The 16,248-nt window shown below is 36.5% G+C and carries 17 protein-coding genes; 3 read left to right on the top strand and 14 right to left on the bottom strand.

Annotated elements, in window-relative coordinates; translation table 11 throughout:
* Positions 1-13 precede the first annotated feature (13 nt).
* The 4 genes from AC1M36_RS06715 to AC1M36_RS06700 all read right to left on the bottom strand — a co-directional run bounded on the left by AC1M36_RS06715 (position 14) and on the right by AC1M36_RS06700 (position 3,178).
* The gene (locus tag AC1M36_RS06715) at positions 14-427 is read right to left on the bottom strand and encodes a Fur family transcriptional regulator (protein WP_071747162.1); all 414 of its coding nucleotides are present in this window, start codon (positions 425-427) and stop codon (positions 14-16) included.
* Between the two features lie 13 nt (positions 428-440).
* A complete protein-coding gene (locus AC1M36_RS06710) occupies positions 441-1,274 on the bottom strand; it encodes a metal ABC transporter permease (RefSeq protein ID WP_336450114.1) in 834 nt (277 codons plus the stop codon).
* Positions 1,274-2,044, bottom strand: a complete 771-nt coding sequence (locus AC1M36_RS06705; protein ID WP_336450115.1) for a metal ABC transporter ATP-binding protein — start codon at positions 2,042-2,044, stop codon at positions 1,274-1,276. The genes AC1M36_RS06710 and AC1M36_RS06705 overlap by 1 nt, the downstream gene beginning before the upstream one ends.
* A 255-nt stretch (positions 2,045-2,299) precedes the next feature.
* On the bottom strand, positions 2,300-3,178 hold the full coding sequence (locus AC1M36_RS06700; protein ID WP_336450116.1) for a YitT family protein: 879 nt from the start codon (positions 3,176-3,178) through the stop codon (positions 2,300-2,302).
* A gap of 149 nt (positions 3,179-3,327) precedes the next feature.
* Here AC1M36_RS06700 and AC1M36_RS06695 point away from each other — a divergent pair, with 149 nt between their 5' ends.
* Positions 3,328-3,582 (top strand): DUF2624 domain-containing protein, encoded by a 255-nt coding sequence (locus tag AC1M36_RS06695; protein WP_174098983.1) that lies wholly within the window; start codon positions 3,328-3,330, stop codon positions 3,580-3,582.
* An 18-nt stretch (positions 3,583-3,600) separates the two neighbouring features.
* On the opposite strand, the gene AC1M36_RS06690 is transcribed toward AC1M36_RS06695, so the two are convergent.
* Positions 3,601-4,497, bottom strand: coding sequence for a deoxyribonuclease IV (locus tag AC1M36_RS06690; RefSeq protein ID WP_336450117.1), 897 nt, complete (start codon positions 4,495-4,497; stop codon positions 3,601-3,603).
* 279 nt (positions 4,498-4,776) lie between these two features.
* Positions 4,777-6,087, bottom strand: a complete 1,311-nt coding sequence (locus AC1M36_RS06685) for a DEAD/DEAH box helicase (RefSeq protein WP_336450118.1) — start codon at positions 6,085-6,087, stop codon at positions 4,777-4,779.
* Positions 6,088-6,268: 181 nt separating this feature from the next.
* Between AC1M36_RS06685 and vrrA the strand changes: the two genes are divergently transcribed.
* Positions 6,269-6,934 (top strand): VrrA/YqfQ family protein, encoded by a 666-nt coding sequence (gene vrrA / locus AC1M36_RS06680; RefSeq protein ID WP_336450119.1) that lies wholly within the window; start codon positions 6,269-6,271, stop codon positions 6,932-6,934.
* A gap of 91 nt (positions 6,935-7,025) precedes the next feature.
* A complete protein-coding gene (locus AC1M36_RS06675; protein WP_479845667.1) occupies positions 7,026-7,976 on the top strand; it encodes a 4-hydroxy-3-methylbut-2-enyl diphosphate reductase in 951 nt (316 codons plus the stop codon).
* A 47-nt stretch (positions 7,977-8,023) separates the two neighbouring features.
* On the opposite strand, the gene AC1M36_RS06670 is transcribed toward AC1M36_RS06675, so the two are convergent.
* The 8 genes from AC1M36_RS06670 to ccpN all read right to left on the bottom strand — a co-directional run bounded on the left by AC1M36_RS06670 (position 8,024) and on the right by ccpN (position 16,148).
* Positions 8,024-9,145, bottom strand: coding sequence for a Nif3-like dinuclear metal center hexameric protein (locus AC1M36_RS06670; protein ID WP_336450121.1), 1,122 nt, complete (start codon positions 9,143-9,145; stop codon positions 8,024-8,026).
* The gene (locus AC1M36_RS06665; RefSeq protein WP_336450122.1) at positions 9,142-9,849 is read right to left on the bottom strand and encodes a tRNA (adenine(22)-N(1))-methyltransferase; all 708 of its coding nucleotides are present in this window, start codon (positions 9,847-9,849) and stop codon (positions 9,142-9,144) included. The genes AC1M36_RS06670 and AC1M36_RS06665 overlap by 4 nt, the downstream gene beginning before the upstream one ends.
* Before the next feature lie 207 nt (positions 9,850-10,056).
* On the bottom strand, positions 10,057-10,413 hold the full coding sequence (cccA, locus tag AC1M36_RS06660) for a cytochrome c550 (protein ID WP_336450123.1): 357 nt from the start codon (positions 10,411-10,413) through the stop codon (positions 10,057-10,059).
* 383 nt (positions 10,414-10,796) lie between these two features.
* Positions 10,797-11,918 (bottom strand): RNA polymerase sigma factor RpoD, encoded by a 1,122-nt coding sequence (gene rpoD, locus AC1M36_RS06655; RefSeq protein ID WP_003200669.1) that lies wholly within the window; start codon positions 11,916-11,918, stop codon positions 10,797-10,799.
* Positions 11,919-11,977: 59 nt separating this feature from the next.
* A complete protein-coding gene (gene dnaG, locus AC1M36_RS06650) occupies positions 11,978-13,774 on the bottom strand; it encodes a DNA primase (RefSeq protein ID WP_336450124.1) in 1,797 nt (598 codons plus the stop codon).
* A 38-nt stretch (positions 13,775-13,812) separates the two neighbouring features.
* Positions 13,813-14,271: a YaiI/YqxD family protein gene (locus tag AC1M36_RS06645; protein ID WP_336450125.1), complete on the bottom strand. Its 459-nt coding sequence runs from the start codon at positions 14,269-14,271 to the stop codon at positions 13,813-13,815.
* A gap of 402 nt (positions 14,272-14,673) precedes the next feature.
* Positions 14,674-15,486 (bottom strand): pyruvate, water dikinase regulatory protein, encoded by an 813-nt coding sequence (locus tag AC1M36_RS06640; RefSeq protein ID WP_336450126.1) that lies wholly within the window; start codon positions 15,484-15,486, stop codon positions 14,674-14,676.
* 29 nt (positions 15,487-15,515) lie between these two features.
* Positions 15,516-16,148 carry a transcriptional regulator CcpN gene (gene ccpN, locus AC1M36_RS06635; RefSeq protein WP_336450619.1) on the bottom strand — a complete coding sequence of 211 codons (633 nt, stop codon included), beginning with the start codon at positions 16,146-16,148 and terminating at the stop codon, positions 15,516-15,518.
* Between the last annotated feature and the right edge of the window lie 100 nt (positions 16,149-16,248).

The following is a 16,248-nucleotide window of genomic DNA, read 5'->3' as shown; positions in this document are numbered from 1 at the left end:
AACTGACGAGCTTTTACTTTGCACATTTCGGGCAACGCCCATATATTTCAAACTTATGTCCTGTTACTTCATATCCCTTAAAATCTTTATTCATAAAATCCATTGGACAAGAAGTAATTTCTTTTGTACCACCACAATCCAAACAAATAAAGTGATGATGATGTTCCATAATAGAGCATGTAAAACGAAAATGCTTTTCTCCATTTAATTCAGTTTGCTCCAAAACACCAATTTCAGCAAATACGGTTAAATTACGATAGATTGTATCAAAACTTAATCCTGGATAATCATCCTTCATATGCTCTAAAACATCTTTTGCAGTTAAATATCGATTATGAGCTGCAAATAAACGTAACATTTCTTCCCTTTTTCCGGTATGTTTATAGCCTTTTTCTTTCATAAGGCGTAAAGCTTCTGTCAGATTCATAACTATCCCTACTTTATGCAGTTTTTTTCTTCTTCCATAAGATTGCACCGATTAAAATAAGAACCGCTAGCATAACAATTGTACCACCTGGAGCTAAATCAAGCTGATAAGAAGCGAACAGCCCACCTATCACGGAAATTTCACCAAATAAAATGGAAAAGAAAATTGTTTGTTTAAATCCTTTTGCAATGCGGATACTTGCTGCAACTGGTAATGTCATTAAAGATGACACGAGAAGAACCCCAACAACACGCATAGATACCGCAATGACGAGCGCTACTAAAATAATGAAAATAAAGTGAATCCATTTTGTGCGAAGCCCTGTTGATACAGCATATTCTTCGTCAAACGATAATAAAAATAACTCTTTATATAATAAAATGATCGTTGCAATAACGACGATTGCTACAATACCAATAAGAATTAAATCCGTACTCGTTACAGCGCTCACGCTACCAAATAAATAACTAAATAAATCCGTATTAAATCCATTAGCAAGCGAAATGAAGATAACTCCTATTCCCATCCCTGCTGAAAGAATAATCGGAATCGCTAATTCTTGGTAATGTTTATATACAGTACGTAATTTTTCAATCAATAGCGCCCCGCCCATTGAAAAAATCATCCCCATATATAACGGATTTAAAAATCCACCTGTAAAAATTGTTTTTTCCAGCAACAAGCTTGCAGCAATCCCTGATAATGTCACATGACTTAAAGCATCTGCAATCAGTGACAAACGGCGAATGACAACAAACACACCGATTAACGGAGCAACAAGCCCTATTAAAATACCAGCGTATAAAGAGTTACGCAAAAAGTCATATTGTAAAAAATCCTGTATCATTATATCCTCCCGTGATGCTCATGATCATGCTCTAAACGATGAACATGATGTCCATATAAAATCGACATTTCTGCATCTTCTAACTCTCGGAATTTCTCAACATTCCCATGAAAATGTAAGTGCTGATTTAAACATGCAACATGCGTTACCTTCTCTGTTACAGCCCCCATATCGTGTGTAACCAGAATCAGTGTGATACCTAGTTTTTTGTTTAAATCTTCTAGTATCTCATAAAAGCTCTCTACACTCTTCACATCAATTCCCACTGTAGGCTCGTCCAAAATTAATAATTCTGGATTGCTTACAAGCGCACGCGCGATAAATACACGTTGCTGTTGTCCACCGGAAAGCTCTCCGATATTACGATTTTGAAATTCACTCATTCCTACATCTGCGATTGCCTTTATGACCTTGTCTTTATCTTCTTTCTTCAAGAAACGAAATAGCCCTTTTTTTGAAACAAGTCCCATGGAAACAACTTCAAAGACAGTCGCTGGAAAACCAGAATTAAAGCTGTTCGCCTTTTGTGAAACATAACCAATTTTATTCCACTCTTTAAATTTCTTACTATCAATATCAAATAACCGAATATTCCCTTTCTTCGGCTTCAAAACACCTAATATACACTTTAATAAGGTCGATTTACCAGACCCATTAGGCCCAACCAAACCTAAAAAAGCCCCCTTGGGAACTTGCAAATTGATATCTTCTAACACATTTCGATCTTCATATCGAAATGTTAATCCTTCTATTTCCAACATATTCTTCATAGCATCTCACCTATTTTAATTCAGAATGATTCCGATTTAATTCTATTTGAATTATAATATAGCTTATTATAGTTGTAAACTAATCTGTCCAAAATATATTCTTTATTTAAAGCAACCTTATTATTATAACAAAAAAACAGAGAAAATCTCTCTGCTTTTTAAGGATATTCAAAAATCACGACTAAGATAGCTGTCACAACTCTTCGTGCATCAGAATTGATTACCTCTCTTTATCTTCTTTTTAAATATATACTTTTAATGAATAGCTGATTTGAATTTGCCACCATTTGTTTCTTGCGTACTCATAATTGTAACAAAGGCGTTTTCATCAATTTCATGAACAATTGATTTTAATTTCGTTACTTCAAGACGTGTAACAACCGCATAAATTACCTCTTTTTCTTTATCTGTATAACCACCTTTAGCAACAAGTTTCGTTGTCCCACGACCAAGGCGGTGTAAAATTGCATTTGATACTTCTTCATACTGATCTGATACAATTAGAACTGCTTTTGTTTCATCCAACCCTTGAATAACCGTATCAATCGTTTTAAAAGCAATATAGTATGTCATAACAGAATACATCGCTTGCTCGACACCAAATACAAATGCTGCCCAAGCAAAAATAAATAGATTTACAAACATCACGAATTCACCAACAGAAAACGGTAATTTCTTTGTTAATAAAATCCCCATAATTTCTGTACCATCCAATGAACCACCATGACGAATAACAAGCCCTACACCAAGACCTAAAATAAGACCACCAAAAACTGTTGCTAAAATAGGCTCTGTCGTAAACGGTTGAAAGGTATGTAACGTTGACTCAATAAACGCTAAAGCCACAATTCCAAAAGCAGAAGATAACATGAATGTTTTCCCGATTTGCTTATAACCGGAATACATAAACGGGATATTGAGGATAACAACCAAAGTAGAAAAACTCAACCACCAAATGTTAGGAGTAAGATAATCTAATATGAGGGAGACACCAATAATTCCACCATCAATAATTTTGTTTGGCATTAAAAATAGTTCAATTGCTACCGCCGCACATGCCGCCCCAAAGACAATCATCACCAAACGATACAATAGATGAATAACACTTTCTTTTCGATGTTGTTTCTTCTCCATAAGCCCTCCTTATATTCTCTATATAATTTCGTTCTTTTATTATAACATACTCCTCTTTTCACCATGGAAAAAAACAACTGGCATACGAATATATACAAGCACCGCACACATATATTTCGATATAAGAACGCCTGAAGGAGGATTATATCATGAACCTCATCAAACATATTGTAAATAAAAAATTAAATCATATGACCACAAAAGAATTATTGAAATATAGTAAAGAATATGAAGTTCCTATCACAACTGAACAAGCTGAGCAAATTGTCCCTTTACTAAAAGGAAAAAATGTCAATATTTACGATACAGGAGAAAGACTAGAACTTTTAAAAAAAATTGCAAAAGTAACTTCCCCCTCTACTGCGCAACAAATAAATACATTATTTCAGAAACTACTAAAATAAGGAGGGGAATTCCCCTCCTTATTGTTCTTTAATCTTCTCAAGAAGACCTTCATCAAATGAACCACTCTTTAACATTTCAATTTCAAACTTATATGGTGGTTTTTTATCTTTCTTATCCTCACCCACATAAGGTGTCTCAAGAATTTTTGGTACATGCTTCAGTTGCGGATGGTGCACAATGTGATGCAACGCTTTGTACCCAATATGGCCAAAACCAATATTTTCATGACGGTCTTTTCCAGCTCCACGTACATTTTTACTATCGTTAATATGCAACACTTGCAAACGATCAATTCCAACGATTTTATCAAATTCATTTAATACGCCGTCAAAATCATTTACAATATCATAACCTGCATCATGTGTATGACATGTGTCAAAGCATACAGATAATTTCTCATTATATGTTACACCGTCGATAATTTTTGCAATTTCTTCAAAACTACGCCCGCACTCTGTTCCTTTTCCAGCCATTGTTTCTAATGCAATATTTACTGTTTGTTCTGGTGTTAACACTTCATTTAATCCTTTAATAATTTGAGCAATGCCAGCATCAGCCCCTGCCCCAACGTGAGCACCTGGATGAAGTACAATTTGTTTCGCTACTCCTAATGCTGTCGTTCTTTCAATTTCCATACGAAGGAAATCCACACCCAATTGGAATGTTTCAGGTTTTGTCGTATTACCAACATTAATAATATAAGGCGCATGGACAATAATTTCTTCAATGCCATTAAGCTCCATATGTTTTCGTCCTGCTTCTATATTCAATTCTTCAATTGGTTTTCTTCTCGTATTTTGTGGTGCACCTGTATAAATCATAAACGTTGTCGCACCATATGAAACAGCCTCTTCACTCGCTGCTAATAACATCTTCTTACCACTCATAGAAACATGAGATCCAATCTTTAACATATAATAATCACCTCTTCAATATACAATAGCTATAATGATAGCATAATTTGTAGAAATATGTAGTGAATTCTTTGTTCACAAAAGAACCCACTATAAAATGAAACTTCAATCAGCGGGGGGGGTGTCTCCATCCCCCACTGATTGTTAGCCCTCACCAATCGGGCTTTTATGAGCTGTTTATCTCCCACCTAAACTTCTTCGCATTCTCTTAAATTTTGACGTGGAAGTATTACAGCCTGTTAAAGCGGGATAAATGGCAAAAAAAAGATAAGGGACCCCTTATCTTTTCTTATTGCTATATTTTCTCTTCACTTTTTCACGTTCAGTTGCAAGCTTTTTCTTATAGCCTGGCTTAACTTTTTTCGGTTTTTTAACAACTTTTGTTGCCATAATATCCAATTCATTATTTGGTTTCTTACGGTTTTTTCGGCGATGGCGCTCACCTAAATCCGTCCATTCATCTCCACGTAAATCTACATGTTTAAATGTAATATTACGTTGTTGTTCTAAACTATTTAATGCTTCTTCATTTGCTGGATCATAGATTGTCACCGCAATACCTGAATAACCAGCGCGAGCTGTTCTTCCAACACGATGGACAAAGAAATCTAAATCAGAAGGAAGTTCATAGTTAATTACATGACTGATTCCTTCAATATCAATCCCACGTGCAGCTAAGTCTGTCGCTACAATATATTGGAATTCTAAATCACGAATTTGCTTCATCATTTTTTTACGATCCCGCGGTGATAAATCACCATGGATTCGTCCAACTTTTAATCCACGCTCTGTTAATCCATTCGCAACTTCATCTGCCATTTTTTTCGTATTTGTAAAGATAATTGCTAAATATGGCTTAAATTGAAGTAGCATATTTTTCACTAATTCAATCTTATTGCGATGTCTAGAAGGGACTAAATAATGCTCAATATTCCCTGCCGCAACTTGTTTCGGATTAATATGAATGTGCTCTGGATTCTCCATGTACTTCTTCATAAACGGCTTTAACTTTTGAGGAATCGTTGCAGAGAAAACAAGCATTTGTAAGTTTTTAGGCATGCGTGCTGCAATTTTATCTACGTCTTGAATGAATCCCATATCAAGCATTAAATCTGCCTCATCGACAATAATAGTAGATGCTGTATGGACAAATAGCGCTTGTTCTTCTACTAAATCTTTAATACGCCCTGGTGTTCCAACAACAACATGAGGTTGCTTTTTCAGCTTTTCAATGGAGCGTTGTTTATCCGTTCCGCCAATTAAACAACGAGCTGTAATCATTTGATCTTCCGCACAAAACTTTGTTAACTTCACAATCTCTTGATAAATTTGTTGTGCTAACTCACGAGTAGGCGCTGTAATGACAAGTTGTACTTCTTCGCGTTTTGCATCAATTCTGTTTAAAGTTGGAAGTAAGTATGCATGTGTTTTCCCAGAACCCGTTTGGGACTGTCCAATTACACTCACACCTTTTTTCACAACAGGAAAAATTTTCTGTTGAATTTCTGTCGGCTCCGAAAAGCGTAGTTCACGAACTGCATCTATTAAAAATGGTTGGAAATTATACTGTGTAAATGTTTGTAGTGTCATAAGTTACACCTTCTTTCTAAAATTTCTACTGCGCGCACAAATCAGTCAAGTCTACATTATATCGAAATCTAATGGTAAAATCCATCTTTAGTTTTGGTTTTTACTCCAAAAACTAACCTTCTTTCTTTCTATTGCATATCATATGTGTGTATACCTAATCGAAGAAAGGAGGCTTTTTCCTATGTACCCAAGGCCCCCTATGAGGCAAATGCATGCAGGGCAGCAACCATACACCCCGTATCCAATACCTAATTTACCGCCTATGATGCAAAGAAAGAAAGGATTTCTCGCTAAACTATTCAAAAAGCATGATCCTACCGATCCTTTTATGCAAATGATTCCTCCCTATCAACAAATGGAAGGACAGCCGATGATGCATCAACATCAGCAGCCCTATATGCAGCAACCACAACAAATAATGTCACCCCAAATGATGCCACCTCAAATGATGTCACCTCAAATGAATGACGCGAATGAAATGCGTGGCTCAGCACCGGTGACACCTAGTGCTAGCGGTGGTATTGGCAGCTTCTTTTCCAACTTAATTTCCAATCCTACTGGCATGTTAAATAACATTGAAAAGGTCGCTCAAGTTGCCCAATCTGTCGGACCTGTCGTCCAGCAGTACGGACCCATTGTTCGCAGCATACCCAGCATCGTAAAAATTCTCACTTCCGGAAAAGATGCTGCTGAAGAATCAACAGAAGAGGTAGAAATAATCACTACACCTCCACCACCTTCAAAAAAGAAAAAAAAGAAGAAAATAATTTTAGAACCAATTATTGAACAAGACCTTCCGAAAGAGGATATCCCGCGTATGGCAACAAAACCGAAACTATATGTCTAACAATCCTTTGTTTTCTTTCCGCTCCTCCTTTATAATGGAAAAGACTATGTACAAAAAAGGATCCCTTGTTTAGAAGGAGAGGATTACTCACATGAAAATTGTTAAAATTTCCCCTCGTGGTTATTGCTACGGTGTTGTTGATGCGATGGTCATTGCACGCAATGCTGCACTAGATAAAACGTTACCGAGACCCATTTATATTTTAGGTATGATTGTTCACAACAAACATGTAACAGATGCTTTCGAGGAAGACGGCATTATTACATTAGATGGTCCAAGTCGATTAGAGATTTTAGACAAAATTGATTCTGGTACTGTTATTTTCACCGCACATGGCGTTTCTCCAGAAGTTAAAAAACGTGCGAAAGAAAAAGGATTAATGACAATCGATGCAACATGTCCAGACGTTACGAAAACACATGACCTCATTGAAGCAAAAAAAGCGGAAGGATACCATGTGATTTACATTGGTAAAAAGGGACATCCAGAACCAGAAGGTGCCGTTGGTATTGCACCTGATATCGTCCATCTTATTGAAAAGGCAAATGATTTGGAAACACTAGAAATCCCAACAGAGAAAATTTTAGTTACAAATCAAACAACAATGAGCCAATGGGACGTTCAGCACCTGATGGAAGACATTCAGAAAAAATTCCCAACAGCTGAATTTCACAAAGAAATTTGCTTAGCAACACAAGTTCGTCAAGAAGCCGTTGCTAAACAGGCTGATGTGGCTGATTTAACGATTGTTGTTGGTGATCCTAAAAGTAATAACTCAAACCGTTTAGCTCAAGTATCACAAGAAATTGCTGGTACAAAGGCATACCGCGTTGCAGATGTAAGCGAAATTCAATTAGAGTGGCTGCAAGGTATCGAAAACGTCGCTGTTACTGCAGGAGCATCTACACCAACACCGATTACAAAAGAAGTAATCGCCTTTTTAGAACAGTACGATCCGATGAACCCAGCAACCTGGGAACGTAAACGAAACGTACCACTCCAAAAAATCCTGCCGCGTGTAAAGGCAAAAAAACAACAATAAAAAAATCCGTTGCTAATTCGCTAGCAACGGATTTTTTATTACAATGTTTATACAAAAGTAAATGGATCTGTATGTAACTCTGAAGCATGAATTTGCACAGTAAATTTTTTCTCATCCACTTTTTGTTGTAATTGCTTTTGCACACCATGTTTCATTACTTTTTCCACATTATGTCCTGGGTCTACAATATTTAATCCGAGCATCATTGCATCGTGTGCAACATGATAATACATATCGCCTGTTACATATACATCTGCTCCTTTAAATTTCGCTTGCGTAATATATTTATTCCCATCACCGCCAAGCACCGCTACTTTCCGCACTTTGTCGTCTAAATCCCCAACAACTCGTGCCCCTTTTACATCTAATGCCGATTTCACATATTCAGCAAACTGGCCTAATGTCATTTCTTCTTGTAAATATCCAATCTTACCAAGCCCTAATGTTTCTCCCTTATTATCAAGTGGATACACATCATAAGCAACTTCCTCATATGGATGAGCTGTCAACATTGCTTTTATGACTTTTCGTTCTAGGGAGGCTGGTATAATCGTTTCAATCTTCACCTCTTCTACACGCTCTAACTGCCCAGTTTTGCCTATATGAGGATTTGTCCCCTTCCCAGGCATAAACGTACCTATCCCTTCGCTATTAAACGTACAATGGCTATAGTTACCGATATAACCTGCTCCAACATCTCCAAGTGCTTTTCGAACTTCTTCAGCATGCGTTACAGGCACAAATACAACAATCTTTTTCATCTCTTCCGAGTATGTCGGAACAAGTACTTCTGTATTTTGTAATCCTAACGCGTCGGCAAGCAAATCATTTACTCCACCTTTTGCTACATCGACATTTGTATGCGCTGCATAAACAGCGATATCATTTTTAATACAGGTTTCAATAATTCGCCCATAGGCCTTATCTGTATGAATCGCTTTTAATGGATTAAAAATAAGAGGATGATGAGCAATAATTACATTCGCTCCTATTTGAATCGCCTCTTCTACAACTGCTTCTGTAACATCTAATGCGATTAATACATGCTGAACCGGCTTATTTAATGCCCCAATCTGCAAGCCAATCTTGTCACCTTCCATTGCTAGGTGCTTGGGATACATACTTTCAAATAAAGAAATGATCTCATGCCCATTTGGAATTTTACTCATGATAAAACCTCTCCTATCATTTTCATTTTCTCTGCTACTTCATTCCGTTTCGCTTTTGTATCTTCGGAATTTGCTGCACGTTCTAGTTGCTTTAAGATATTTTGAAAGTTTTTTGATTCACCTTCCCATTTCTCAATAAAAGCATCATTTTTTTCCTTCATCAAAAACGGTCCAATAAATAGCTCAGCTTGTTTGTTTTCAGAGTAAGGCGCTAAAGGGTTTCCTTTTTCTCCAACTAAAATTTCATAAATCTTGCCGTCTTCTTTTATAATTTTTTCATGAATAAGCTCCCATCCATTTTCAATGAACCATTCACGAATATGATGTGCAGCAATATTCGGTTGTAAAATCAAACGCGTTACACCTTCTAGTTTTTCTTTTCCAGCCTCTAAAATATCACGAATTAACGCGCCACCCATACCAGCAATCGTAATTACATCAACCTCTCCCGGTGTAATGACAGCTAATCCATTCCCTTTTCGAACATCTATCTTTTCTTGCAAGCCACTTTCTGCTACTGTAGCCTGCGCGGAACGAAATGGCCCATCTACCACTTCTCCCGCTACCGCCTTTGTAGCAATATGATTTATAATTGTATAGCACGGTAAGTACGCATGGTCAGAACCAATGTCTGCAACTTTAGATCCTATCGGAATTTCCCGCACTACTTCTTCTAATCTTTTTGAAAGCTTCACTTCATTCATTTATTTCCATTGCTCCTTCTCTTGTCAGTCTGTCTCCATGATAATGAATTTACAGTAGTTGTTGCAAGTAAAGAAACAAAACAATTCATTTATTTCATCTGATTTTAGGATAAAAAAACAAGCTCCCCGCCAATAAGCAAAGAACTTGTTTTTTGTCGTATTCCATTACATGCGAATCATACAATTCTCACAAATTAAAGGTTCACCTTATTTCTTCTTAGATAACCAATCAGCTACTTTAGAAGCTTGATCAGCTGGAATTAAATTTGGCGGCATATTCCCTTTCCCTTTTACAATAACTTCTTTAATTTCATCTTTGGAAAGTTTTCCACCAACTTTTTGTAAGCTAGGCCCTACCGCACCTTGCAACTGATCACCATGACAGCTCGCACAACTCTGTTTCACAATGTCTTCTGGTTTCGATGCCGTTTGCGCTGGTTTCCCCCCATTTTTTGCATCGGCTAGCTCTTTAGATTTATATAACCCCTCAAACGAAAATACAAACATAATAACAATCCCTATTACAGCAATGAGTGCAAACGGAATCAATGGATTACGTTTCATACTTCTTTCCCCCCTCTACGCCCCTAATAGTTAGATGATTCAGTTATTTCCATTGTACTTGAAAACGCTCTATCAGAAAAGACAAAACTATCAGTTGTTAAAAATATTCCATAAATTCAGTTTATTGATTATCTCTCTTTTATCACATATTATTTTGATAAATATCAACGCTTCTCATCATATTTTTTGTTTTTCTACATATATTTTTGTATAGAATAAACGAAATTAATCGAAAAATCGAAAAATGAGCATTTGCAAATCAAAAGACAATTCTGTAAAATAAATTACAAGAATTGTAATCGCTACTCACAGCTAAATTTTAACAAAAATTAACAAAATAAAAAAGTTTACTTCACAAATGTGAAGTAAACTTAAAAAGAACCCTATTCTAAGAAATCTTTTAAACGTTTGCTACGGCTTGGATGTCTTAATTTACGAAGCGCTTTTGCTTCAATTTGACGAATACGCTCTCTCGTTACGCCGAATACTTTCCCAACTTCTTCAAGCGTACGAGTTCGTCCATCATCTAAACCAAAACGAAGACGTAGAACATTTTCTTCACGATCTGTTAGTGTATCTAACACATCTTCTAATTGTTCTTTTAGCAACTCATACGCTGCATGATCCGCAGGTGATGTTGCTTCTTGGTCTTCAATAAAATCGCCTAAATGCGAGTCATCCTCTTCACCAATTGGTGTTTCAAGAGAAACTGGCTCTTGTGCAATTTTTAAGATTTCGCGTACTTTTTCTGGAGCAAGATCCATTTCTTCTCCAATCTCTTCTGGAGATGGTTCACGGCCTAAATCTTGTAACAATTGACGCTGTACACGGATTAATTTATTAATTGTTTCAACCATATGAACTGGAATACGAATTGTTCTCGCTTGGTCTGCAATGGCACGTGTAATCGCTTGGCGAATCCACCAAGTTGCATACGTACTGAATTTAAAACCTTTACGATAATCAAACTTTTCAACAGCTTTAATTAGACCCATGTTTCCTTCTTGAATTAAGTCTAAGAAGAGCATACCACGGCCTACATATCGTTTTGCAATACTTACAACAAGACGTAAATTTGCTTCCGCAAGACGGCGCTTCGCTTCTTCATCACCTTCTTCAATGCGCGTTGCTAAGCGAATTTCTTCTTCAGCAGATAGTAGATCGACACGACCGATTTCTTTTAAATACATGCGAACAGGGTCATTGATTTTTACACCTGGTGGCACACTTAAATCATTTAAATCGAATTCCTCTTCGGTTTTTGTGATTTGGTGATTATTCGGACCTTCATCGTTGTCACCAACTAAATCAATTCCTTGTTCACCTAAATATTCATAATATTCATCCATTTGATCGGATTCAATTTCAAATCCATTCATGCGTTCTGCAATCTCTTCATATGTAAGAACGCCACGTTTTTTTCCGAGCTCAGTGAGTTGTTCTTTCACTTGCTCAAGAGTCATATCAGTTTCAATTTGTTTAGAACGAGCTGGTTTATCAGCCATTTGTTCCCCTCCTTACGCGAGATACAAACATTCATTATAATAAAATTTTATACAAAAAGCTATCTTCTTGCTTTCTGATTTTGTAAATATGCTGCATAAAATTTTGCAGCTTCTACTGGATCTGTTTTTTCCATTTGCTTTAATGCAAAAATGGTTTCCATTTTTTTAAGCTTTTGCTTATGGCGGCTTAGCGCCTCTAAGTGACCTTGCAATACCTCATCTGTGTATTCTGGATTAATGAATTCATCCGTTGAAATATTGGTGATAATATTTTTCAATTTCTCATCAGAGAGCCAACTCAAGAAATTTCCGACTGAAGGTTCATTTCCCTTTTCATAATATGCGTATAGTTCATATAAAATCCCTTTATGTTCTTCCGTATGAAAATCTTCTATATGAGGTTCGATACGAAAAGCAACTTCTGCACTTTGTAGCATATGGTAAATGAGCTCTCTTTCTGCTCTTTCAAAACCTGAAAATTTCGGTTTTGCCTGAACGATTTGAGGCGGCTTAGAAATTTGCTTCGTTTGTTTTTGCTGTATCTTTTGTTCTTTGCGATATTGGTGTAATTGGCCTAAAAGTGTTTCCATTGAGTAAGCAAATTCTTGCGATAATGATTTTAAATATGACTCTGCTTGCATTGCATCTTGCAATAATGCTAGCTCCTTTAAAACACTTTTCACATATTCTTCTTTACCAGACTCATCTTGCAAATTTTTCCCTAAACGCAAGTAATTTATTTTGAATCCAACAAAACTTATACTAGCCTTTACAAGATTTTCAAACGCCGCTGTTCCATATTGTTGCACGTATTCATCAGGATCAAGCTTATCTGGCAATGAAGTAACCTTGACGTGACAACCAACCTGCAATAACAATTGCCCTGCTTTCATTGTCGCTTCTCGTCCTGCTTTATCACCATCATAGCAAAGAACAACAGTTTCAACATTACGCCGCAGAAGTTTCGCCTGTTCTTCTGTTAGAGCTGTTCCCATCGTCGCAACTGATTCCTCAATCCCACTTTTTACAGCAGCTAATACGTCAGCATATCCTTCAAATAGAACAACTTGCCCTCGTTTTCTGATAAACGCCCTTGCTTGATGAAAGTTATACAGCAACTTACTTTTGTGAAAAATAGGTGTTTCTGGGCTGTTTAAGTATTTCGGAGTATCATCTCCTAATGCCCTTCCACTAAACGCAGATACTTTCCCTTGTAGTGTGTGAATTGGAAACATAACCCTTCCTCGAAAACGGTCATGATGACTTCCATCTCTTTCACTCCGCACAAGTAAGCCAGCTTGCTCCATGGTTGATAGCGAAAAACCTCTTTTTTGTAATATTTTTGCTGCTGCATCCCAAGCTGGGGATGCATAACCAATTTCAAACTTTGCAATCATCTCTTTTGTAATACCGCGATTTAGCAAATAAGACAGAGCTTCATTGCCCTCTTCTGTATTCACTAAAAGATGGTGATAGTATTTTTTCAAAAGTTCGTGAGCCTGTAACATAATGACACTGTCATCAGATATGTTCTCTTGTTGTTCTTGTCCCAATGTATAATCTACAACCGAAATATTATTTCTTTCTCCAAGCTTTTGCACAGCTTCTATGAAAGAGAGTCCTTCCATCTTCATGAGAAACGAAAAAACATTTCCTCCCTCTCCACATCCGAAGCAATGAAAAATTTGCTTGTCTGAGGAAACAGAAAATGAAGGCGAGTTCTCACCATGGAACGGACAAAGCCCAAAATAATTGCGCCCTTGCTTTCTGAGTTGAACATACTCACCAATCACTTCTACAATATCAGATGATGTCCGAATCTGTTCAACAACTTCTTCGGGAATTCTGTTCCCCATAACTCCATCTCCGTGTCGTATTTTGTATTCGATACAAATTAAAGGATTCCTTTATAATTCGACAATATTTTTTCTAAATTTGTTAAAAAGCATTGTCGATCATGCAGTGAAAATGATTTTGGACCTTTTGTATAGGTCCCTTGTCTGCGTAACTTCGCAGATACATATCTACTATATAAAATTGTATCCATTTGCTCATCAGTCACAAATGTACCTCGTGGAGATAATACATATACTCCTTTTTTTACAAGAAGACCAGCAAGTCCCATATCCTGTGTGATCACGAGATCTGAAGCTTTGGCGTGTTTATAAATATAAAAATCCACCTCATCTTGTTCAGAATCTACATATATCCAATTTCCTTGCTGTTTTCTCGAACGATGGGCGTAGGATGCGACAAACAAAATTTCGACATGAAATTTTGTTCCAACTCGCACAATTTCATCCTTCACAGGACATGCATCTGCATCAACTAGAATCTTCCTGATGTTTTGCATATTTCTGTATTCTACATCCCTTCTGTGAATCCTTCCATAATGTGCGTTTTCTTGTTCAGATTTTTGTCGATTTTACGTAAATGTATACCTTTTTCGTAAATCCTATCCCTAGTTTATTCTGAAAAATTAAAGTCTAAACGTAAAATGTACCTTTTTATCACAATTTTTTATTATAATATATTTTCTCTAACTTCGCTACATATCCTTTAAAATTTCACCCAGCTATTTATAGGTGTAGTACTCCACTTCAAAATCCAAGTAGAATAAAAAAATTAGACGAGAAATAAACTGTCTGTAAAAGCCCGATTGGCAAGAACTAATAAGTAGTGAGGATGAAAAAACACTGATTAAAGTTTCACTTTATCTCGAGCGAAAAAAGCACATTCACCTTTGGTAAATGTGCTAAAACATTTTTTGGTTTTGCACTGCATTCACAATAATATTTGCTGTTTCCTCAATCGCCTTATTTGATACATCAATAACTTGACAGTTTATTTTGTTTACCACTTTCTCAAAATGATCAATTTCTTCTTTAATACGATTGATGTTCGCATATGTTGCTCCATCACTTAACCCAAGTGATTTTAATCGTTCTTTTCGAATGTGATTTAACTTATCCGGTGTAATTTTCAAGCCGAAACATTTTTCTTTTGCAACTTGATATAATTCTTCAGGCGGATCCACTTCTGGTACAAGTGGCACATTCGCAACTTTCAATCGCTTGTTATGAGCTAAATATTGGGAAAGCGGTGTTTTTGAAGTACGTGATACTCCTATCAAAACGATATCCGCTTTTAAAATCCCACGTGCATCTCTACCGTCATCATATTTCACAGCAAACTCGATTGCTTCAATCTTTTTAAAATATTCTTCGTCTAATCTACGTACAACGCCAGGTTCATACCTTGGAACTTGTCCTGTAATCTCCTCAATTTGATCAATAAGAGGACCAATGATATCATAGGCCTCTACTCCCTCTTTTGCCGCTTCCGTTAGCATATATTGACGCATTTCTGGTTTCACTAATGTAAAACAAATAAGTGCTTGATTACTCTTTGCAATTGAAATTACTTCTTTTAATGTCCCCGCATCTTCCACATAGGGTACACGTCTAATATCAGGAGCGAATGGAAACTGTCCCATTGCAGCTCGAACAACTAAATCAGCCGTCTCTCCAACAGAGTCAGATACGACATATACGATTTTATTATCCATTACATTACCTCACTTTAAACAAATTACACTTATTCATTGTTTACTAAATTTACAAATGCACGCGTAATATTTGTTTTTGTAATTCGACCAACAACTTCTAGTCCTTGTTTGGTATCTTTCACAACTGGTACAGCATCAATCTGTCTTTCTATTAATTCCATCGCAACATCATATAGAGAATCCTCCCTACGGCACATTGCGATATTTGGCATCCTTGTCATGATAATATTAACCGGAAGCGATGTTAAATCCTGCTTTCCTAAGCTTGCGCGTAATAAATCTTTACGAGAAACCACCCCGACTAAAAGCGTCGCTTGCTCTACAACAAACAAAGTACCAACATCTTCTAAAAACATAGTACAAATCGCATCGTATACGGAAATATTTTTATCAACTACGACCGGTCTAGATTGATAATCTTGTACTTTAACTTTCTTAACAGCTTCTGATAATAACTGTCCCCCAGTTTTTCCTGTATAAAAATAACCGACACGTGGACGTGCTTCTAAATAACCTGCCATCGTTAAAATCGCTAAGTCAGGTCGTAACGTTGCACGCGTTAAATTTAATTGTGCCGCAATTGATTCCCCTGTAATAGGACCGTGATCTTTTACAATCTGAATGATATGTTCTTGCCGTTTATTCAGTTCTATGATAATCACCACCTTCAATGCACAACGAAAAAAGTTATACTATCTCTTAAATATTATATACTAAATATGCTTTTCGAAAAAGAAAGTATGTAAAAAGGACCTGTATATG

The organism is Bacillus sp. Medicinal_06, from assembly GCF_056711665.1.
This window is presented reverse-complemented; position numbering and strand designations above follow the sequence as displayed.